We start from the raw sequence: 19,730 nt of genomic DNA, 5'->3' as shown, positions 1-19,730 counted from the left end.
CCTATGTTGGAGCTTCCTCACCTCGATCAAGTAGATCAAGAAATCATCAAGTTACTACATGAGAACGGCCGGATATCCTATGCAAAAATCGGAGAAATACTCAATCTCTCTCGTGTTGCGATTCAAAAACGAGTCGAAAACCTCATCGAAAAGGAAGTCATTGAAAACTTTACCATTCGGTTGAACGCAACGAAATTAGGTAAAGTCGTCAGCGCTTTTTTCGAAGTCGAAGTGGAGCCGCGTTTTGCCGAGGAAGTAGGTAATCTGCTCTCCGCTGACTCCAACGTTATCAGTATTTACCAAATGACAGGGAGCAGCTCCCTGCATATGCATGCTTTGCTCAAAGATGATGCTGCGCTCGAAGACTTCCTTTACCAAAATATCTACAAATTGAAAGGCGTCGTACGCGTTAACACGCAGGTCGTCATTAAACGATTTAAACAAGGGACAGGATTGGAACTGTGAGAAAAGACAAAAAAAACTGCGCGAGCATCGGAGCTCACGCAGTTTTCGTTATTTTGAGATAGATTATAAGTTCAAACGATACATCGCCTTATTTTCAAGTCCGCGGATCATTGGTGTCCATGCTTCTGTCTCTGGCGTTGTTAGCAAGGTATCCTCCACCATTTGCAGCTTCGCATCCATCGAATCAATGTAATGCAAGGCAACAGCTTCTGGAATTTGAGGCAGTACCGGACTCCCCCATTCAGGCAAGTTGTGGTGGGACAGCACAATATGCTGCAGGCCAATGACAACATCGGATTGGAGATCAATCTCATGATGCAAGGCAGCTTCCGTAATCCAGTTCGACGCCATCGAGATGTGTCCGAGCAGCTTTCCTTGCACACTGTAATCCGAAACAATTCCTAGCTGCGCGATCATCTCTTCGGGTTTGGCGATATCATGTAAGATGATGCCCGCTTTAATTAAATCGGGATTGAGAAATGGCCGCTGTTTGCAAATAAATTCACCAATTTCCAGCATCCGCACAATATGATAAGCAAGGCCGCCGAAATAGGCATGATGATGAGTCTTGGCGGCTGGGGAATGATTTAATTTCTCCTCCACTTTGCTCACACAAAACGTAACAATCGACTTGATGGTCGGATTTGTAATACTTTCTAAAACTTGATTGATCGTATGAATAAGATCGATCGGACTAATCGGTGCTGATCGGATGAAATCTGTAATATGTATGCCATCCTCTGGCAGCGCCTTGCGTAATCTACCGATTTTCACCTGTAATTTATCGCGATAGGTTTGAACTAAGCCTTGAACTTTGACCAACGTCATCGGGAAAAATGTTTCTTTATCGGTCGCGCTAACATCCCATAGTTTTGCAGAGATCTGCCCACTAGCATCGCATAACACAATGTCCATGAAATCTTTGGCAGGTGTGGTATTCGTTTGTTTAACTTCTAATTCTTTAATGAGGTAGTAACCTACAAACTCTTCTGGTGCTTGCAATTGCTTAATTAACGTCATTTTAGTTCCTCCATATGTCATTAGGAACATTATACTACGAATAGGATCGAATTAATGAATAGAAAATGATAGAAATTTGAGGAGACGTTATGTCGGTCAACATCCACTCGTAAAATCATAAATGAGCCAAAACCTAAGCACGTCATTCTCGCCTTGATCTAAAGAGACCCATGCTACGGGTAACTGTTGGTTTTGTGACCAATGGCTTACCATCGTCGTCTTACCAAATCCCGGAGGGGAAGTGACCAGAGTCACTTTGCAATTCAACGCCTTAGACATCTTCTCCATCAAATGTTCTCTGGACACATGATACGATGGCTGCTGCGGAATATACAATTTCGTGGTCAATAAGGGATAATCGTTGAAAAGCGATTTACTGAAGTCAGAATTTGCTTTCTGATCCATCAAACCCGGTCCTCCTTGTTTTGGGGGACTCCCACCACCCATACATCATTATCCTGCTATACCTTATATATTTGTGATTGTAATCTCACTCAAAGTCTTTTACAGCTAGTATCCTGTTGCGAGGTATCTCGCTCATCGGCTGTCCTAATTTTGCCCCGACTTTTTCGCGAAATGAAGCGTCACTTTCGATTTTGTGAAGGAGTTCATGAGACACTAACAGCCGTATGTCCTGTTTATCCATTTTCAAATAAAATTGTACGCCATACTTTCGATATCCAAGCTCTTCTTTTAACAGTTCCGCAAAAGGGACCGTTTCCGGCTTAACTTCAATGCTTTTCGGAAGAAGCTCGTGGTAAACCCGATAAGTGATCTCATTCGCTGTTAGCCGCTCTATCTCAAGCTTGCCTTCCAACCCGGTATTATTGATATATCTCATGGCCAAAGTTTTGGGCCCACCTTGCTTTTCAAGAGGGATGTGGAGTATGACAGAAGAAGAAGTGTCTACCCATTCGACTTCATAACCAAGCTTTTCTGCGACGACGCGTAAAGGGACAAAGATTTCATCACCCGAAACAAACGCTTCCGGATGTTCCTTTAGGGTTTCACTTTTCACTTTGATTTTAATATCATTATACGCTGCGCTAATTTCTTTAGGCGCCCCTCTATGGGGAGCAAGAAGGGCATTGGGATCTGGCTCTTCGAATTCTAGACGGTTGGTTGTATCGATGACAATTTCATTCTTATCCTCATTCCAGTCCGCCGAATGCCAAAGTGTATCGTTGAAAAAGGAAAGAGGAACATAAATGGAGTTGTTTGTTATGAAGGACTTTTTTGAGTACCCTCTATCATGATGTTCAACAAATATCCGGATCTCTCCTTGTCTGTAGGCAAGAATAGTCTCCGTTCGGGGAGGCTTTGGTTGTTGATTCTCAGTCCTATTTAAGAGCCAGTGCGTCAGCATTTCTGCTCTTTCTGTACTTAGAAGATGTGTATCAAATACACTAACGTAGGGTAAATCCCATCCGCGGGAGTAAAATAGATAGGTTTCCCCAACTTCGATACCAGCACCGCATTGGTCCGAATCATCATTGGTCACAACAAAGGTCGAAGACTGCCCCTTGAATGCTTTATCTGGTTCCACCACTGCTATTTTCTGCGACGGATACACGGCATCCACGCTCGTGACTTTAGCCGTAAAGATCGCACTCGCTTCCAGAAAATCTTCCTCAAACGTTGTCGGCCCGCGGGAACAAGCATACGCCTTAGGCGTCATAAAGCTGATAAACAGACCCAGTAAACAAACAAAACACAGCAATCCGTGAATCCTACCTTTCAAGAGCACACTCCCTTTCCCCAAAAATACTGCTCATTGAATTTACGCTTAGGACTGTTCGGCTGCTAGCATTATAAGCTATATCCCCTTACCATGCTTCACCTTCTCCGCAAGCAACGTAAGATCATGCCCTTTCAATGCACCTTCAATGAATTCCGGGAGCTTCTCGGGAGAACATCCGAAACAAGGGATACCGTATTGAGCCAATTTTTTAGCAACAGCATCGTCATAAGAAGGCACGCCCTGGTCAGATAAAGCGAGTAAGCAGATCGTCTTCACGCCAGCCTGATGCATGTCGACAAGTCTTTGAATCATCTCTGTCCGATTGCCGCCTTCATATAAGTCTGAGACCAAGATAAACAGCGTTTTCTTCGGCTCCGTGATAAAAGGCTCGCAATAAGCGATGGATTTGTTAATATCTGTTCCCCCGCCAAGCTGAATCCCAAACAGCATATCGACGGGATCTTCTGCACACTGCTCACTTAAATCAACGACCTCGGTGTCAAAAGCAACTACTCGCGTGTCCAGAACCGGCATACTGGCGAAAATAGAACCAATAATGGATGCGTAAATGACAGAGCCCGCCATCGAACCGCTTTGATCAATATCCAGGATGACCGTCCACTCTTTGCTTCGACGTGCTCGGTCAAAGAAGTAGACTTTTTCGGGCAGCAGGAGACCGCGCTCCTTGTCGTAGTGCTTAAGATTTTTGCGGATGGTTGTGTTCCAGTCCAGTCCCGTGGACGACGGCAGCGGCGAATGCTGCCTGCGATTCAAGGCACCAGTGACAGCCCGGCGCAAATCCTGAGAAAGCCGCTTCACAATTTCATCTACCACAGCCTTCACTAATTGCCTTGCTGTTTCTTTCGTTTTCTCCGGAATTTTCCCTTTGAGCGCCATTAACGTGGCTACCATTTGGATGTCCGGCTTCACTTGGGAAAGAAGCTCCGGCTCGAAGAGCAGCTGCTTCAAGCCTTTGCGCTCAATAGCATCGGACTGGATGACGGAGACCACGTCCGGAGGGAAAAAGGTGCGGATATCGCCCAGCCACTTGGCAAGCTTCGGGGACGAAGGCCCCAGCCCCGCTTTGCGAGGGCCGCCTACGTTCGAGTCACCAGCACTAATGCCGGATGTCTCATCATAGATCGCGGCAAGCGCCTCATCCATGAGTCTCGACTCCTCGTCGAGCATTCCGTCTCCAGCGCCAAAAGACTGCAGCTTCTCTTCGGAAGCAGCACCTAGGATCAACCGCCATCGCTTCAATTGTTCTTGATCTATCATGGTCATAGGCTACAAATCCCCAAAATCAAAATCGTTGAGCTCATCCAGCTTCTCCTTCTCTTCCTCGCTTAACGGCTGCTGCAAAGCAGTTCCGGCGTTATCAGCACCAACACCCCAAATATTGCCCATCATCTCTGCTACTGTTGCCTTCTCCCTCGGCTCGAATGAACCGAAAGCTCGGCGCAGAAACACAAGCGAGCGTTGGAATGCCTCTTTATCCAGCGATCCGATATAGGCATCGAGCTGCTGCCACAACGATACCCTAGACAGCAGCGCGTATCGGTTGCGCATCGACATGCCTTCGAACCACCCCGCCCCCAGATCAACAGGAATTCCCGGTGACAGGCGACGCGAAACTTCCATCGCAACACGCTCATCTGGTATCTCATTTCGCTCAAGTAATATAGCGAAAGCGAAGCCCGACAGCTTTGCATTTCGGTCATCGCGAGAAGCCAGCTCTTGCAGTTTATTCAACCACAGAGCGTCGTCTACCGCTTCAAAATGGTCTTGGGCAATTGTGTGCAGCGACTGAATCGCCCGAACCATGCCCTGAGCGGCGTCATCGTTACAACCCGCGCTATCTACAAGAAGCAGCGTTCCCCGCAGGAACAACTGCTGGAGCAGCGGAACAAGGGTATCCGTTTCGATTCGGCGAATCGATCCATAACGGATCATCACCGACAGCTCGTAGGCCGCCCCTGCGACCTGCTCGAAGTTGCCTGCATCCACCGCAAGCCCTTGCAGCATAGATTTGGCCTGCTCCATCAGCTCCGTCAACGTGCAGTCGCAGGCGACCCGAATGATGCGCGAAGCTTCCGCGATATCACTGCAAACATCGAGCCGCTCCTTCAGCACGAAAGCCGCGGCCAGCTCAATCGTCTCCCCCTTCAAGGTCGACTCCACGGCTTGGATCTCAGCTTCCGGCGTCCACTGCAGCACCCAATTCTCCGCCCACGATGCGGAGTCTTGATTCACTCTTTGCTTCTTGGCAAAGTTAATGCCAAGCAATTCCAGCCTGTGCAGCAGAACAGACCGCTTCAAATCCAGAAATGCAGCTTCTTCTGACTTCACCCTGCGGTTTTCACGTAAATCCAACTCTAAGGTTGAAGCAACCGTAGACTTGAATTTCTCCAGCTTGAGCCGCTTGAGTTCTCTGTTCAAATCATCTTGAATCGGCGTCTGGCTAACTCCTTCTGGCAATCTGCCGATGGCCGTACCCACGTCCGTTCTTGCCAAAGCTTCCACAATTGTCGAAAGCTCCCCATGACCGAGACATACCATTGCTGCGTCCCGAAGATCTTTCCACGTAGGATGATTACCTTCGTGCAAAGCAGCAAGAGCCTCTGCCAGCCTCACACCTTCGATGAGCGAGGCTGTGGATCTATAAGTGCCATGTTCCCTGAGATAAGCAGCTACCTGAGAAAAATACAAGGAAGGAAGCCTGCTCAGATCACCTTTTTGAAGGCACTGCCAAAACAATTCGAAATAAGCGGGAGCCTGGTTCCCTGCCCCATAGCCCGAGTGCGAAGACAGCTTGTAGTAAGAATAAGGCATTAAAGTAATCTTAGTTGTCGTCTTGGGCAGCCCCTTCATCTCTTCATCCGTCATCACTGGAAAGCGGAAGTCTAATGCGGAGGCATGATGTGCGCCGGTTACGACTACTATTTTCTCAGGAGCGTGCCCAGCTTCAATAGCATCCTGAATTCTGCGCCGCATGTAAGCTTCCCGAATCTCATTGTAAGCCGCTTCTTGTGGCGCAAATTGCCACTCCTGCTGCGCGGTCAGCTCCCGCATTTGAGCCGAGAATTGATAAATGCCATGGCGGTAGGCGTCTTTTTGCAAATTATGTTCAAAATGCCGTTCCCAGTAAGCTTCATAGTCCGGTTCTTCCGACAATTCAGCAAGCTGCTGATAAAGCGTCCTCTGTCCAAGGACATAAGCCTGAAAATCGTCAACCTCAGACTGATTGCTCTCGCCTTCAGCAGAAGTTGACCTCCGTTTCCTTTGCTCGTAAATAGCCAAGGCGTGTTCGGACGGTAGATCGATAAATTCTGCCTGAGAACCGTTGCGGCTAGCCCATTGAAACGCCTGATATTCCGGTGAATAATCTGCATACGGGTACAAAAGGGTCCTCACAGGCAGTTGATCCGTATACGCCAAAATAGCAATCGGCGGGACTACGCCATGCGAAGTCAGTTCAGTAATAAAACCGCTTGCATCGCTAGGTCCTTCAACGAGCACGGCCGTAGGCTTCACTTCATCTAAGAAAGCAAGCAGGTGGAAAGCACCTGCAGGAGATAAATGCCGTATACCAAAAACATGAAACCCCTGACTGCGATCTAGTTGTTCATCTCCGAGCACGCGAAGTACAGATTTCTCCATGTCGATCCCCGCTTTTTCATCACATTTTCGAGATATTCCTTCCACACGAGGCGGTCTTTCTCTTCATCTTTCACAATAGCTCCCTGGAGCCCAGCGGCAATATCTTCTTCACTGATCTGTCCGCTGCCAAAGCTTCCTGCAAGCGCCATACTGCCCGTTAACAGCGAGATTGCTTCAGCAGTCGAAATCACGCCACTCGGCCCTTTCACCTTCTCTTTGCCGTCGAGTGTCATCCCGCTGCGCAGCTCGCGGAAAATCGTCACAACCTTGCGCACCGCCTCCTCCTCTGGGAGCGACGCTCTCAATTCATAGCTCGTCGAAATTTCTCTGACACGTTTGCGAACAATCTCCACTTCCGTATCAATATCCGAAGGGGATGGAAGCACGATGATGTTAAAACGCCGCTTCAAGGCGGCTGACATCTCATTCACTCCACGATCGCGCGTATTGGCCGTTGCGATGATAGAGAATCCCCTTGCAGCGAACACTTCTCTGCCCAGCTCCGGAATCGAGATCGTCTTCTCCGACAGGATGGAGATCAAAGCGTCCTGTACTTCGGATGCGCAGCGCGAGATCTCTTCAAATCTGGCGATCCCGCCTGTTTCCATTGCGCGGAAAATCGGGCTTTTGATAATCGCTTGGTCGGAGGGTCCTTGCGCCAGCAGCATGGCATAATTCCAAGAATAACGGATATGCTCCTCGCTCGTACCCGCCGTTCCTTGAATGACTTTGCCAGAATCCCCATGGATCGCTGCCGTCAAATTTTCCGAAAGCCAAGACTTAGCCGTCCCTGGTTCCCCGATCAGCATGAGAGCTCGGTCTGTCAATAGCGTGGCTATTGCCATTTCTACCAGCCGCTTGTTGCCGATATATTTCGGCGTAATTGCGACCCCTTTTACATTTCCACCTATCAGGAACGTCAGTACTGCCTTCGGAGAAAGCTGCCATCCAGCCGGCTTCGTGTCCTGATCCAATTTCTTTAAAGCTTCCAATTCTTCGATGTATAAACGTTCAGCGGGTAACCTTACGACATCTTGCTTTTGATCCATCCCCATAATCCCTGTCCCTTCTCTTCGTTATCTGAGCGTTCGTTTTGTTCCGGCTTCGCAGCTATTGTTTCCGCGATTTCTAGCAGTTGATTTTTCATGCCTTGATAGGATAGCCCTTCTGCGAATAGCTGCAATCTCTCTGCATAAGACTTTGGCAGTAATGAAAGCAACGTAAGCTGGACTCGATCCAAATAATAGAACTGCTTGGCTCCGCCTTTTTCCAATATATCCATGAGAAGCCTTGGCGCATCCGGATAGTTTTGGCTGAAGAGAATCAACAACATATTAGCTGTTTTATTTCGGTTAAAATTATGCAGCTCTTCGCATTTTTTGACTAGATAAGCCGTGACTTTCGGGTCCGGGTCTTGAGCAAATCTACACACGAGCTCTTCCTCGTCCAATTTCACAAACAGATGCACCCATCTTGAATCCCATGTTGTAAGTTTTGCTGAAGCAACCTCATTGGGTTCATCTGCTTGGTATAGCAGCGTCGGTGTCACTTCATACAATCCTCGCAATAAATCCTTAGCCGCCGGCTGCTTTTTATCCTTAAGATCATGGCAAAAGCGTTCGTAGACGTCTTCTGGAGGAAGAATCTTGATGGCCGCTCTAAAGCTGTAAGCAATAAATTTGCGATTGTACACCTCATGTAAAGTAACAGCAAAACGGTCTGCCTCAGGCAGATCTAATTGCAATAGAAGATCAGCGGCAGCATCCTGTACGGCTTCCGTTTCGGGAACAATAAAACTAGTCGTAGACAGCAATTTTTCTAGGAAATCCACGACTTCCGGTACTCTTTTGCCTTGTAAGCTGCGGATGTCCGCCAACAACTGTTGTGCGGAATCTTCCACGTTTGTACGTTGAACGATTCGCTCCAACACGCTTTCCGCATGCCCGATGACACTGAGAGTCAAATCGTTGGCCTTGCATAATTGAATCGGCTCAATGGCAAGATCCTGATCCTTCGAACCCAGTGCCTTGTAAAGGCGAGCGATGGCTTGCTCCGTTCCAAGACGAGATAAGGCGAATAAGGCGGCTCTGCGTATCTCTTTTTTCTTATCATCAGCTTGCTCTAGAATAAAATCCTCTTGCTCAGGATAATCGCCCAGAAGCTCAATCGCCGTGGAACGGACTTCCGTAGAACCCTGTTTAGCTGCTTGAAGAAGGAGATCTAAGGCAGATAGGGCAAGCAAATCATGGATTAGCTCCAATCTGCGGGCGTCACCTTTCCCGCCATCTAGCTTAAATTGCTGCAGAAGCGCGGGGAGAGCCTCTATTCCGAGTTCGGGCAGCACCTTTCGATGAAGAAAATCGGGTATTTCTACATAACTATCCTCTAACGCAGAAACAGCAGCAGGTATGACGCGGAAATCATGAAACAACCCATCGTCGTACCCTTGACGAATCTGCTCCATTCGACCCTGACCTTTTTGCGTCAATGCCTCAATCAGTGGATGCAGCTTGCGGTACGGGATTGACGTCGAAAGTTTCACTCCCGTTCCTTCCACAGGTACGAGTTCCTCTTTCGTCTCCGTTTTCCCTTGCGTGTACAGCACGGAATTCAAGATTGTTCCTAACTCTAAAAGTCTGCTCGCTGAGCCACTCGTCTCCGCCTCAAGAACTTGACTAACCGCCTGAGCCATTCGGTTAAACACCGGCGCTGACTCGCCAAGCTTCTGAAGTTGGGGAAGCATTTTCTGCAAACGTAAATCGCCTGCCGCCATCCCGCTACCTGCTATAAACAAACGCCGCACCTCATGCTGCAGCTCAAACAATAGATCTATACTCATGGGTTCGTCTCCTAATTCTATTCGTCAATACAGCAAGCGAACGACTTCATTTGTCGTTACGATGCTTAAAGGCTGCGCCTCAAGCCTGTTATGCTTCCAATTGTGTTCGAACATAACCAGAAGAGCCTGATTCTGTAAGTACGTCTTATTCAACATAGGCAGCAAATGAGTCGTAGGCTCGCTGAGATATGGAATGTCTGCAAGTGGAAGCTGCTTACCTTGTTCATCTAAGAGTACAAAGGAAGTTTCCGTCTTCTTGATCTCAGCAAATTGCAGCAGTACGACAGGGCGCTTGTCCGAAAGCGGGTTTTTAATCTGATTCTTCACTTGTTTAATGATTTCTGGGAATGACTTGTGAGCTGAAGCACGGATTTTCTGAAAATCTTGTGAGTCGGCTTCGCGGAACATCGCTTCCTCCCAACGAACCCTCGTGTTAAGCTCCCCGGGGTATTGCGCAAGTTCCTTCGCTTCGACGACTTGAAACATAGAATCCTCTTCACGTATGTATTTCGCTGCACGGAATGGCCGATATGTTCTTGTAAAATGGATCTGTCCATTTTGCAGGTCCGACCAGTACCCTTCATCTATGAACTCGCCCCTCGCCTGATCCGTATAGGATCGGAACGACAACTGCAGCAATTCCGAGGACTCGCTGCGAGCGCGACCATACTCCCTCAGTTCTGCAATTTGCCAGGCATGCCCAATCCATTCTTCCAACGTTGATTCCGTATCCATAGGATGATCTGGATTTTCCAATCTGCTGTTGAGGTATTCTCTGCTTTTCTTGATCAATGCTTGCAGTGTGGTAAGCTGCTCAATCACGTTGGTATACACGGTCTCCCGATCTTCCTCTGCTCTTAACTGAAGCGTCAAATCACGAAGTGCCTTTTGGATCCCCGGGATATAATAGTTGCCAAGTTGTTTTGCCTGCTCATCAGCAGTTTGCAGCGCCTTTTTGTCCAGGCTTCCTAGCCCTGACTGTACAAGCTGCAAGATAAGCTTCTCAGCAATGCTGATCCCTTCCAGCTGTGCAGCTATTTTCTTCATTAATGCTGACTTGTTCGTCTTGCGCTTAACTGCTGGAGCATCCGGGTCGACAGGTTCTTTCTTCTTCTCTTCCCGCTTCTCCGCCTTTTCCCTTTTATCCACAATATCTTGTGGCACAGGTGCAGTGATGAACGTCTTGCCTGACGTGTAGGCATACATTAAACCGAGATTATGTTTGCACGGAAACTGACGGCTCGGACAAGAACAGCGGAATACGGGATTCCCCTCTTTCGCCACATCGACCGAACATCGATACGGGTCTTTTCCGCTACCTTTACACTCCCCAAAAATGATCGTTTCGTCCTCCGACTGACAGAGCAGCGGAAAACTATTTTTCTTCACCAAATCCTTGCCATTCTTGATCGCACTGCTGTTAAGCGCCAAACTATCTACATACGACTCCGTTAAATAATTCATCTTGTACCCCTCATAACTTGGTTATACAAACAGTTTCCACACAATTCCTAATTTTTCCTTTTTCATGGGTATGGAATTTCAGTTGCGAATAGAACGAAGGAGTAGAAAAACAAGAAAAACTTGGCCATTAGGCAAGTCTTTCGATTAACAGCCCCCACTGAACAATCTGTAACGATGAAAAAAAACATCGTTACAGCGCGCGACAGACTCGGCGAGCCATCTGTAACGATGAAAAACATCGTTACAGCGCGCGACTGACACGGCAAGCCATCCGTAACGATGAAAAACATCGTTACAGCGCGTGACGGACACGGCAAGCCATCCGTAACGATGAAAAACATCGTTACAGCGCGTGACGGACACGGCGAGCCATCTGTAACGATGAAAAACATCGTTACAGCGTGCGACAGACTCGGCGAGCCATCTGTAACGATGAAAAACATCGTTACAGCGCGCGACGGCCACGGCGAGCCATCTGTAACGATGTAAAACATCGTTACAGGTTGCACACGGCGCGGATATAATGACTTATCTTACCTTTAGAGGGTAACCTCTCTATCGGGGACTTTCAAAGATGAGCGACCATGCCAAGAAGAAGGTTTATTTGCAAATATGGAAGTGGCTTTCGGAATGCCGAAATCGTATACTTTCTGGCGTGTAATATAATCAAAAAAAGAGGAAATCCCCTTTGACTATTTGTACCACCTAAAACCTAAACGTCTAGGAGGTTGAAGCCAAAGAGGAAATCCTCACATATTGCGTTCGTTTAATCCAAAAAAATCCTTTGTTGTCCGCGTCGTTGATTCGGCAACTACCTCAACAGTTATACCAAGGCATGAAGCAACTGTCGTTGCGATGTGTGGTAGAAAAGCTGGCTCATTCCGGCCACCCTGCGGCTTTGAGGGTAAATCCCGCGGTGTAAGGAATGGGGCATCGGTTTCTAGCATTAAACGATCTAGAGGTATATGCTTCACAAGCTCACGCAGGTGTTTACCTCTACGTTCGTCACAGATCCAGCCTGTGATTCCGATATAAAATCCTAGCTGCAGATAGACTTGAAGCTCATGCAGGGACCCTGTAAAACAATGGACCACTACCTTCATTGAGCCAATATAAGGCTTTATTATGCGAACGAAATCATAATGGGCTTCTCGCTCATGTAGGAAAAGCGGCATTTCCAGCTCGCAGGCAAGCTGAATCTGTTCCTCAAACCATTTACGCTGCACATCGCGTGGTGAAAAGTCACGGTTATAATCCAGTCCGCATTCACCAATGGCCACGACTTGAGGCAGCTTCGCTAGTTGACGCAGCTTATCAATGATATGCGTCGTACAATTGCGTGTATCGTGCGGATGAATCCCAGCCGTTGAAAATAATTTCCCCGGAAATTTATTGGAGCAACGCGCAGCTCCCTCGCTGTTTCTCACGCTTGTGCCAGTCAAAAGGAGTGGAGACACTCCCGCTGCTAATGCCTTCGCAACCACCTCGTCGCGGTCCTGATCAAAAGAACGATGCATCAAATTAACTCCAATATCAATGAGTTGATTATCCATCTACCTGTCCTTCCTTTTCGTCCCCATAAACGCTGCAAAACTCAGCAGGAACTATGTCTGCAAGCCATACTTCATTGCCCGCGTAGTAGAAGACTACTCCAGCTTGGGAAGCCTTCTCCGTATCAATGGCTAAAATAACTAATTTCCCTCTTCGTTGACCAGCAAGAATTGCAAAATGGAGCCCTTCGGACAAATGGACATATTGACGCTTCATGGGACGCAGCCCCTGTTTTAAAATCACAGGGGCAACCTGCACATTCGTGCCATGGTAGAGCACATTAGGAGTCACAGCCATTGGATAGCTGACTTTATCATGGCTATGTCCATATCTGGCCCGAATCCGATCGCCGTTAATTTCAAAACGCTGCTTTTCACAGCGCGCTACAACTTCTTCAATATTGCTCACTCTAATCTCTGACCACTTCGTTTGTACACGAAGAACTTCTATTAAATCAGCAATCGCACATGAACCATCAATAGGATCGATGCTAAGTCCGAACTCTTCTGGTGAGTGCCGAAGTATTTTACTCATAAACTTACTTAATTGGATTTGTACTTTATCAGGTAACATGTCAATCACGTCCTAAAATCTAATTCATATTTGTTATCACATTTCTCAACTAACCAAAAACCCAACCCTCACATCCGCATCCTCTTTCATCCATGACATCGTCTGCCCTTTGTGCAGATCAGACTTCATCGATTTCACCAGCTTCTCGATATTCACGTTTTGCTCGTAATGCCACTGAAGCGCAGCCGATACATACAATTCATTTAACTGGGCAAAAGTAAACCCTTCCGTTTGCTTCGCCGTTACGCGAATCAACTCTTCGCTCAGAAGCTTCCCTATCCCCTTTTGCTCCAAATAGATTTGTCTCAGCTCTAGGTCTGGGAGCTTGATTTCATAAGCACGGTCGAATCTCCCTGCCCGGTTCATAAGTGCCGGATCAATTTGCTCCGGATAATTCGTTGTCCCAATAAGGAATATACCTTCTTTGGAAGTCGCACCATCCAGAATGTTTAAAAAGTACGACCTTGCCCGCTGAGGCATAGCGTCGATATCTTCAATAACAAGAATCATTGGCGCCATTTTAGCTGCAGCTTGAAATACCTCTTGGATAGATTCGCTACCGGTGTTCTCCGTTATTTGCCAATAAGCAACAGGAGCTTTTACGCTGCCGGCAATCGATTTGACGAGCGTTGTTTTTCCATTGCCAGGCTTCCCATAGAGCAGGATGCCTCTTTTGTAAGGAAGCTCATATTCTTTGAAAAAGGCACGATCCTCAGCAAAAAACTGATCGATAGAACGATAAATATCCGTCTTCACTTCATCCTTCATAATGACCTCCGCACGGTCGACCATACGTGTAATTGGAGCCAGTTCTTTTTCCATTCCATGAGGCCCATCCGTGAAAACGGTCACTTGTCGCCGATCCAAGTCTCTTCGCCGCTGCCGAGCGTGTTCTAGAAAATGCAACAGACTCGCATCATCCACAGCAAAAACAAAATCCTCTTCTCCGACGCCATTCATTCGAAAGATAGGTACTCTAGCTAAAGCGATTCCCCAGGACGGGTAAGCAAAAACGTTATTACGCAGTGTACGAAACGTTCGATAAGACGCAGCATCACTTTCCTCATCTATTCCGAATGCACGTGATTCCATATGGTCGAAGATCCTAGTGACGAAATGCACATCACTAGACTCTGTCTTCACATCCTGTTCAAGCAGCTCCCAATACTCTTCTTTCCCATCATCACTCAAATAGGGTTCAAAGTCGTGACCATATTTCTCTTCCAGCACATATTGAATGCGTTCTAATACATAGGCATAGTCCCCATATGCTTTAAGCGAGCCGCTTTCAGACCTAATCGGAGCTGATACAGCTGCGGATTCTTCATTAATTTTCAAGCTTTGTAATTGTTTCATTTGGCACCTTTTACTGCCGCCATAGGTTTGCATTTGGCTACAACTTCTGCCAATCCCGCTCCGACGACACTCTCAATAATTTGATCTACATCTTTGTAAGCCTGAGGCGATTCATCTAGAATCGACTCTAACGATCTTTGGTTTACGACAATTTCCTCATCCGTACCTACTCGCAGGGAAGAAGCAAATTCATTTAGCGTTATCAATCTTTTCGTCGCGCTACGCGAGCGAATTCGTCCTGCTCCATGACAGATGGAATGAAAGTTAGCTTTGCCACCCTGAGCTCCTACCATAATGTAGGAAGCCGTCCCCATTGAACCTGGAATCAATGCAGGGTGACCCGTGTTTAGATAAGGCAGCGGATTGCTTGGATGGCCTGCCGGAAGCGACCTCGTCGCCCCTTTTCGATGAACAAAATAGGGCTGCCCTTCATGCTCTTCCTCCCATGCATAGTTATGCATAAGATCGTACAAGGTGGTCATTTCAAACTTCGACCCAAACACATCTTTGCCAGCCTCCCGAATGGCATACGCAATGAGGTGACGATTTACAACAGCATAATTAAGCGCCGAATACATCAAATTTACATAGGTCTGGGCCGCCGGATGATCTAAAGGTGCAAATAACAGCTTAGGATCAGCCGTCCCTAATCCGTTCATCCTCATCACCTTCAACATATCACTGCTGCAATATTGACTCACAGAGCCACCCCATGCACGCGAGCCCGAGTGAATCATAATGACCACTTGACCATCAAATAGTCCCCATGCTTCAGCCACCTCACGGTTCTCTTCCGCAATCTCTATCGACTGAATCTCCGCAAAATGGTTCCCATTCCCAAGCGTCCCAAGCTGGCGGTGTGACCGATGCCAAACATGGCTCGGAAATCGATTCAATGCATTTTCATCCATCGTAAATTTGCTGCTTTCTACATGTGTAAGCGAAGTCGCCTTCCTAGGCGTGTAGCCATCGGGAATATACTTCTTTGGAAGTCCATGCAGTCCTTTGGTGACGATGTTTTCCAATCGGATGTCCGAGAAATGCCCACGTGCGTGATCTTCAACGGGTAAATACTTCTCGATCGTTTTCACAAGCTTGCGGCGAAGCTTCACATCCTTCAGCTCATCCTTATGCAAATTCGTCATATGTACCCTCATCCCACAGCCAATATCGCTACCAACAATGGATGGAGATACATATCCGTCATTCGTATTCCAAACTGCTGTCGTCCCAATGCAAGTGCCAACTCCCACATGTACGTCAGGCGTATAGCTCATATACACTTGATTAGGAATCTGCAAATTGTTATTGGCCATTTGAAAAACTTGATAATCTAAAGCTTTAAACAACTCAGTTCCTGCGTATACATGCACAACTCCCGATGGGAGCTGGACCTGCTGAATATAATTTTCTTTCATTCGTTTTGTTCCTCTCTATGAACCCCAAACCTCCCTTAGCGCATCTCGGAATAAAGCATCTAATGCTGCTTCTTGTTTTTCGCCAGAGACAGCGATATGTTTGGCAGTTTCTTCAAAATAAGCGATTTGTCGATCTAAATAATCGTTGATTACCGTAATTTTCGGCTCTAAGTCGAATTCGACACCAGCCTTCTTACGCGCCAACAACGTATATACTTCTTGTTTTAATTTCGATTCCAGCAGCATTTGCTCTACCAGCTCTTCAAAATCCATCGGCGGCATACTGCCGCGCTCTTCAATCCACTGGCAAGCCAGTATTGGGCGTAACACATAAAAATACTTTTTGATTTTCACATATTCACCCTGCAAATATTCCCGAAAGTTCCCTTTCGCCATATGCAAGTAGTGATACATACTAGACCGCGGTGAAAAGGTTAGCGGTGACAGCTCGCGGATTTGCTCCGTTACACCGTATTGCTCCATATATTGAATCGGCGACTGAAGCCATTCGAGCAAAGGTGGGTTCGATTTACGAAACAAGTTCAGCGCCTTTTTCAAATCCCAACCGTTGATGTCCAGCTGATCGCTAATCGGACGTTCAATGACATCTCGTTTCTCGAATAGAGATAAGTACCAATCCACAGGTCTTACGTAGATAAATCTCACATCATAATCACTGTCTTTCGATGGAAATCCCCACGCTCTACTACCCGATTCACAGGCATAGAGGATCCGTACACCTTCCTCTTGCTCAATTCTTTTAAGCTCACTATCTATTTTTCCTATATCAAATGTCATGGGACTCACCCTTTCTTCTTATTATGTGGACGCAAAAAAGCCATAGACCAACATCGTCTACGGCTTTATCATGTCAAATTTAAACTAGGCCTACTCAAAGAGTACCTACGTATTCGTCACAAGTCCGGTTGAGACCGATGGAATGATGTGCTTTTCAATTGTCAGGTTATTCATAGAAATTTGATTGCGAATCATATCGTCGGCCTCCTTTCCATTCATTTACAAACATCATACGAGTCAAACCCAAGAACTGTCAATCCGTTGCGGCGGAAAGATTAATTATAATGATCACTATCATAAATATAATCTATTGCAATCAGAAGCTATGACGATCAATTTGGCAAGGATCTGCTGCATAAACCGTCACCTTTTCACTAATAGCGGAACGTCAGTGCTCTATTTGTTCGAATACTGCCCCTTTTAGTGATGAAGCGGAACGAGGATGCTCTATATGCTCCATTTGACAAGTTTCACTATTCATTTTGGACAAATAAGATACTGACTTTCCGCGTCCAAGCATTTTAAGTCATTTTAAGGAAGAATAACGAATCGACGTTCCTTTATTTCCACTATGAAAGTCCCCGTTCCCACCCTCACCATTTCGTCTGAATCAGCACTTGGTTGTAACAATAAACATAACTTATACGATTGTAACTGTAATGGGCATTAGTTGTTTAAGCAGGATTCGAACCTACAGGACATGGCCCCTCACATCCACCATCAGTTCCAACTTACCCAGTTGGCGGGTTGTGCTCACCTTCGGACAAAAGGCTACCAACGTCATAATGAAATAACTTACAACAATTCTGTTTTCCAATTCGCTTCTTGAATGGTCGTGTCTAGTTCGCGAAAAGCTTTCGAGTACAGATCAACCTGCTTTTGCAAAACCACAATAGATACAGTCGAATAAAACTTCACTTCCGATTTGCTGAATCGGTCCTGTCTAATAGCTGCAGCATTTATAACATCTTGAATGATAGATCTCCGAATGGATAATGTATCTCTTTGTGCTAATGCCTCGGCAAGTGTAACCCCAGTGCTCAACGAGACTTGAGAATTCGTCCGATTGATGGCCGTCACTAAAGATTCAAATTCATTTAAAGTGTCGTTCAACTCTTGAAAAAGGTCTGTTGGATTCTCAGGAGGTTGCTCGCCTTCTTGGACTTTGGCGCTGCGTGTTAATCTAGCTTTCAATTGCTCCACACGCTTTTGGCAATCGGCTCTATTCATTAAAGCTTCTGCTAATTTCATTGTTTTCACCTCTCCTATTATTTTCCTAAACGCCTTTAATCGCAACCATCGGCTTACAAATCGCCACCACATCCGCTAACGATGCACCCACAACACTATCAATAATCTGATCCACATCCTTATAGGCTTGCGGACATTCATCAAGGATGGTTTGCAGGGAGCGATGATTAACCAGAATCTCATCATCTGTTCCAACTTTCATCGATTGCGCGAATTGATCAACAGTGACGAGCTCTTTCGTTGCTTTCCGTGATCTTGCTCTGCCCGCACCGTGACAGATGGAGTAGAAGTTTTTCAGCCCTTCTTCTTTCCCAACCATAATGTACGATGAGGTTCCCATAGAACCTGGGATTAATGCCGGATGCCCCGTTTCTTTATAGGCAGCTGAATTCAGGAAATGACCTGGCGGCAGCGCTCTTGTCGCTCCCTTCCGATGAACAAGCATCGGCTGATTGCGGTGAAATTCCTTTAGCGCATAGTTATGCATAAGGTCATATAGAACAGGCACTTCTTCATTCTCGCCAAAAACTTCTCTGAAAGCTTCACGCACGCCATAAGCAATCATATGTCGATTACTTACTGCAAAGTTTAGAGCGGAATACATCAGATTTAAGTAGGTTTGCCCTTCATGACTTGCAATTGGCGCATATAAGAGATTCCGATCCGGATTTACGACACCCCAACTGTTCATTACTTCTCTAAAAACCTTGGTGAATTCTTGACCTAACATAGCTCCCCATGCACGAGAACCGGAGTGAATCATGACGACAACCTGACCGTCGAACAAGCCCCATTTTGCTGCCAAATCCTTATGAACTTCCGCCACTTCTAGATATTGAATCTCTATAAAATGGTTCCCGCCACCAAGCGTCCCAAGCTGACCATGGGCATATTTACTGATTTTTGTTGGCAAATTCTCGAGGTAGGCGTGGTCGAACTTAAATGTAGATTCTTCTACATGTGTAAGCCATTGTTCATTCGGAACGTATTTCTCAGGAAGTCCTTTTAATCCGTTTTGAACGACATTCATGATATCGATATCGGAATAATTCGTATTCGTTCGCTCATTGGTTGGAACATATTTCTCGATTGCTTTGATTAGCGCCCTGCGAATACCCTTGTCTTGAATATCACGTTTATGCAGGGATATCGTATGAACACGCATGCCGCAGCCGATATCTACACCAACTATGGATGGGGAAACGAACCCGTCTTTCATGCTCCACACTGCCGTTGTCCCAATGCAAGTTCCAATTCCAACATGGGCGTCAGGTGTGTAGCTCATATGCACATTGCGCGGAATCCGCAGGTTATTATCTGCCATTTCGAATACTTTGTTCTCAAAAGATTGGAACACATCCGGGTTAGCAAAAACATGAAGATTGCCATGTTCTAGTTCCTTTTCATAATGATTACCGCCGTGTACAATTGTTTTCATATCCATTTCATTAACCTCCGTTTTTCTTCTAAAGCTATCTTCGCTTATTTGCGTGCGAACGAACATGGTGAAAGTATGACGACAGGTGAAAAGTTTTCCATTTTCTCCATTTCTCTCCCCTGTTACAATGAGATAAGGTTGAAATGAAGAGCGAGG

17 protein-coding genes are annotated in these 19,730 nt (G+C 46.5%); 1 reads left to right on the top strand and 16 read right to left on the bottom strand.

Annotated features, from left to right (window positions below; translation table 11 throughout):
* Positions 1-3: 3 nt before the first annotated feature.
* Positions 4-465: an Lrp/AsnC family transcriptional regulator gene (locus ASG85_RS06050; protein WP_047676635.1), complete on the top strand. Its 462-nt coding sequence runs from the start codon at positions 4-6 to the stop codon at positions 463-465.
* Between the two features lie 63 nt (positions 466-528).
* Here ASG85_RS06050 and ASG85_RS06045 read toward each other — a convergent pair whose 3' ends face one another.
* The 16 genes from ASG85_RS06045 to ASG85_RS05970 all read right to left on the bottom strand — a co-directional run bounded on the left by ASG85_RS06045 (position 529) and on the right by ASG85_RS05970 (position 19,574).
* Positions 529-1,485, bottom strand: coding sequence for a 3'-5' exoribonuclease YhaM family protein (locus ASG85_RS06045; protein WP_057307192.1), 957 nt, complete (start codon positions 1,483-1,485; stop codon positions 529-531).
* Positions 1,486-1,581: 96 nt separating this feature from the next.
* A complete protein-coding gene (locus ASG85_RS06040; protein ID WP_057307191.1) occupies positions 1,582-1,890 on the bottom strand; it encodes a hypothetical protein in 309 nt (102 codons plus the stop codon).
* Positions 1,891-1,975: 85 nt separating this feature from the next.
* Complete coding sequence (locus ASG85_RS06035; protein ID WP_057307190.1) at positions 1,976-3,226, bottom strand: stalk domain-containing protein; 1,251 nt, start codon at positions 3,224-3,226, stop codon at positions 1,976-1,978.
* A 75-nt stretch (positions 3,227-3,301) separates the two neighbouring features.
* Positions 3,302-4,510 carry a VWA domain-containing protein gene (locus tag ASG85_RS06030; RefSeq protein WP_057307189.1) on the bottom strand — a complete coding sequence of 403 codons (1,209 nt, stop codon included), beginning with the start codon at positions 4,508-4,510 and terminating at the stop codon, positions 3,302-3,304.
* Positions 4,511-4,513: 3 nt separating this feature from the next.
* Positions 4,514-6,886 carry a DUF5682 family protein gene (locus ASG85_RS06025; protein ID WP_057307188.1) on the bottom strand — a complete coding sequence of 791 codons (2,373 nt, stop codon included), beginning with the start codon at positions 6,884-6,886 and terminating at the stop codon, positions 4,514-4,516.
* Positions 6,844-7,935, bottom strand: a complete 1,092-nt coding sequence (locus tag ASG85_RS06020; RefSeq protein WP_060645701.1) for an ATP-binding protein — start codon at positions 7,933-7,935, stop codon at positions 6,844-6,846. The genes ASG85_RS06025 and ASG85_RS06020 overlap by 43 nt, the downstream gene beginning before the upstream one ends.
* On the bottom strand, positions 7,911-9,725 hold the full coding sequence (locus tag ASG85_RS06015; RefSeq protein ID WP_057307187.1) for a HEAT repeat domain-containing protein: 1,815 nt from the start codon (positions 9,723-9,725) through the stop codon (positions 7,911-7,913). Before ASG85_RS06015 ends, ASG85_RS06020 begins: the two co-directional genes overlap by 25 nt.
* Positions 9,726-9,749: 24 nt before the next feature.
* On the bottom strand, positions 9,750-11,189 hold the full coding sequence (locus ASG85_RS06010; protein WP_057307186.1) for a hypothetical protein: 1,440 nt from the start codon (positions 11,187-11,189) through the stop codon (positions 9,750-9,752).
* A 62-nt stretch (positions 11,190-11,251) separates the two neighbouring features.
* Positions 11,252-11,683: a hypothetical protein gene (locus tag ASG85_RS37645; protein WP_156390255.1), complete on the bottom strand. Its 432-nt coding sequence runs from the start codon at positions 11,681-11,683 to the stop codon at positions 11,252-11,254.
* 255 nt (positions 11,684-11,938) lie between these two features.
* Entirely contained in the window at positions 11,939-12,742 is an 804-nt protein-coding gene (locus ASG85_RS06000) for a TatD family hydrolase (protein WP_057307184.1), read from the bottom strand.
* On the bottom strand, positions 12,735-13,313 hold the full coding sequence (locus ASG85_RS05995) for an RNA 2'-phosphotransferase (protein WP_057307183.1): 579 nt from the start codon (positions 13,311-13,313) through the stop codon (positions 12,735-12,737). Before ASG85_RS05995 ends, ASG85_RS06000 begins: the two co-directional genes overlap by 8 nt.
* Positions 13,314-13,358: 45 nt before the next feature.
* On the bottom strand, positions 13,359-14,669 hold the full coding sequence (locus tag ASG85_RS05990) for an AAA family ATPase (RefSeq protein ID WP_057307182.1): 1,311 nt from the start codon (positions 14,667-14,669) through the stop codon (positions 13,359-13,361).
* The gene (locus tag ASG85_RS05985; RefSeq protein WP_057307181.1) at positions 14,666-16,087 is read right to left on the bottom strand and encodes an RtcB family protein; all 1,422 of its coding nucleotides are present in this window, start codon (positions 16,085-16,087) and stop codon (positions 14,666-14,668) included. The genes ASG85_RS05990 and ASG85_RS05985 overlap by 4 nt, the downstream gene beginning before the upstream one ends.
* A gap of 15 nt (positions 16,088-16,102) precedes the next feature.
* On the bottom strand, positions 16,103-16,885 hold the full coding sequence (locus ASG85_RS05980) for a nucleotidyltransferase domain-containing protein (protein WP_057307180.1): 783 nt from the start codon (positions 16,883-16,885) through the stop codon (positions 16,103-16,105).
* A gap of 795 nt (positions 16,886-17,680) precedes the next feature.
* Complete coding sequence (locus ASG85_RS05975; protein WP_057307179.1) at positions 17,681-18,136, bottom strand: DIP1984 family protein; 456 nt, start codon at positions 18,134-18,136, stop codon at positions 17,681-17,683.
* A gap of 25 nt (positions 18,137-18,161) precedes the next feature.
* Positions 18,162-19,574 carry an RtcB family protein gene (locus tag ASG85_RS05970; RefSeq protein WP_060645700.1) on the bottom strand — a complete coding sequence of 471 codons (1,413 nt, stop codon included), beginning with the start codon at positions 19,572-19,574 and terminating at the stop codon, positions 18,162-18,164.
* Positions 19,575-19,730 lie beyond the last annotated feature (156 nt).

This window comes from Paenibacillus sp. Soil724D2 (assembly GCF_001427935.1).
Classification (GTDB): Bacteria; Bacillota; Bacilli; order Paenibacillales; family NBRC-103111; genus Paenibacillus_E.
This window is presented reverse-complemented; position numbering and strand designations above follow the sequence as displayed.

Bases quoted from the DNA above. Each gene is read 5' to 3' on its own strand.
- ASG85_RS06030 (WP_057307189.1), bottom strand. From the start codon at position 4,510: ATGACCATGATAGATCAAGAACAATTGAAGCGATGGCGGTTGATCCTA.
- ASG85_RS05995 (WP_057307183.1), bottom strand. From the start codon at position 13,313: ATGTTACCTGATAAAGTACAAATCCAATTAAGTAAGTTTATGAGTAAA.
- ASG85_RS06040 (WP_057307191.1), bottom strand. From the start codon at position 1,890: ATGGATCAGAAAGCAAATTCTGACTTCAGTAAATCGCTTTTCAACGAT.
- ASG85_RS06010 (WP_057307186.1), bottom strand. From the start codon at position 11,189: ATGAATTATTTAACGGAGTCGTATGTAGATAGTTTGGCGCTTAACAGC.
- ASG85_RS06020 (WP_060645701.1), bottom strand. From the start codon at position 7,935: ATGGATCAAAAGCAAGATGTCGTAAGGTTACCCGCTGAACGTTTATAC.
- ASG85_RS06045 (WP_057307192.1), bottom strand. From the start codon at position 1,485: ATGACGTTAATTAAGCAATTGCAAGCACCAGAAGAGTTTGTAGGTTAC.
- ASG85_RS05975 (WP_057307179.1), bottom strand. From the start codon at position 18,136: ATGAAATTAGCAGAAGCTTTAATGAATAGAGCCGATTGCCAAAAGCGT.
- ASG85_RS06050 (WP_047676635.1), top strand. From the start codon at position 4: ATGTTGGAGCTTCCTCACCTCGATCAAGTAGATCAAGAAATCATCAAG.
- ASG85_RS05985 (WP_057307181.1), bottom strand. From the start codon at position 16,087: ATGAAAGAAAATTATATTCAGCAGGTCCAGCTCCCATCGGGAGTTGTG.
- ASG85_RS37645 (WP_156390255.1), bottom strand. From the start codon at position 11,683: ATGTTTTACATCGTTACAGATGGCTCGCCGTGGCCGTCGCGCGCTGTA.
- ASG85_RS05990 (WP_057307182.1), bottom strand. From the start codon at position 14,669: ATGAAACAATTACAAAGCTTGAAAATTAATGAAGAATCCGCAGCTGTA.
- ASG85_RS06000 (WP_057307184.1), bottom strand. From the start codon at position 12,742: ATGGATAATCAACTCATTGATATTGGAGTTAATTTGATGCATCGTTCT.
- ASG85_RS05980 (WP_057307180.1), bottom strand. From the start codon at position 16,885: ATGACATTTGATATAGGAAAAATAGATAGTGAGCTTAAAAGAATTGAG.
- ASG85_RS06015 (WP_057307187.1), bottom strand. From the start codon at position 9,725: ATGAGTATAGATCTATTGTTTGAGCTGCAGCATGAGGTGCGGCGTTTG.
- ASG85_RS05970 (WP_060645700.1), bottom strand. From the start codon at position 19,574: ATGAAAACAATTGTACACGGCGGTAATCATTATGAAAAGGAACTAGAA.
- ASG85_RS06025 (WP_057307188.1), bottom strand. From the start codon at position 6,886: ATGGAGAAATCTGTACTTCGCGTGCTCGGAGATGAACAACTAGATCGC.